Raw genomic sequence first — 1117 nt, forward strand, 5'->3', positions numbered from 1 at the left:
AAGTATGGTGTCGTCGGCAGCTTCAGATGGGTTTATGAGAATAACATAAACGAATCTCTGGGAAATATCTACGGCGATAGATTGATAAGAAGAGTCTCAGAAAGAGTTAGAGAATTAACGAAAATAGGAGATTTTCTGGCCAGATTAGAAGGCTCAAGATTCGGTTTGATCCTGAACAATATGAACGAAAAAGAAGCAAAAGACTTTGCCAACCTGGCTATTTCAAAATTAAGAAAGCCTTACAAGGTAGATGGCAACGAGGTAACGATCAAGCCGATCCTAGGAATCGCTCTTTGTAAGGAAAGTCATGTTCGCGCAGAAGATCTAATAAAAGAAGCAGAGATTGCTTTACAGGAAGCAAAAGAGTCCGAAAAAGGCTATGCAATTTTCGATAGTTCCATGCAAGAGCGTATATTGAAGCTTCAACAATTCGAACTAGAGCTACGTAATGCACTTGAGAAAAAAGAATTTGAGCCTTATTTCCAACCGATAGTTTCGATGCAAAGTTTAACACTCGTCGGCTTTGAAGTTTTGATTCGATGGAGGCATCCGAAAAGAGGGCTTGTAATGCCGGGAGAATTTATAAGCTTCTGCGAAAAGAACGGACTCATAGAGCCTATGACTTATTGGATCTTGGCTCAAGCTTGTAAAAAACTTTTCTACTGCCAAGACCTTGCACCCGATCTTACAATCAGCGTTAATCTTTCAAGCGTTCATTTCTCTGAAAAGTCATTGTATGATGAGGTTGAAAGAGTAATCTATGAAAGCAAGATCCCACCGGGCAGTCTGAAACTGGAGATAACGGAAAGCACTATCATGGAAGATGCAGAGAAAGCTGTAGAAATCTTGGAAAAATTCAAAAAACTAGGAACTAAAATTTCGATTGACGATTTTGGAACCGGTTACTCTAGCCTCAGCTACCTACATCGCTTTCCCGTTGATACGCTCAAAATTGATCGTTCTTTCATAAATGGCATGGAGCGAGAAACACAAAATTCCGCTATAGCCCGCACTATAATTACTCTGGCAAAAAGTTTGCATTTATCCGTGGTCGCAGAAGGTGTAGAAAATGTAGCTCAGCTTTACAAGCTCAGAGAATTTGGTTGCGACATGGGAC

Annotated in this window: 1 protein-coding gene; it reads left to right on the forward strand. The window is 40.4% G+C overall.

Annotated elements, in window-relative coordinates; all coding sequences use genetic code 11:
- Positions 1-1117: putative bifunctional diguanylate cyclase/phosphodiesterase (locus tag NW827_RS04500; RefSeq protein ID WP_414503380.1), on the forward strand; the 1117-nt coding region annotated here is incomplete at both ends.

The organism is Synechococcus sp. H70.1 (genome assembly GCF_047502705.1).
Classification (GTDB): domain Bacteria; phylum Cyanobacteriota; class Cyanobacteriia; order Thermostichales; family Thermostichaceae; genus Thermostichus.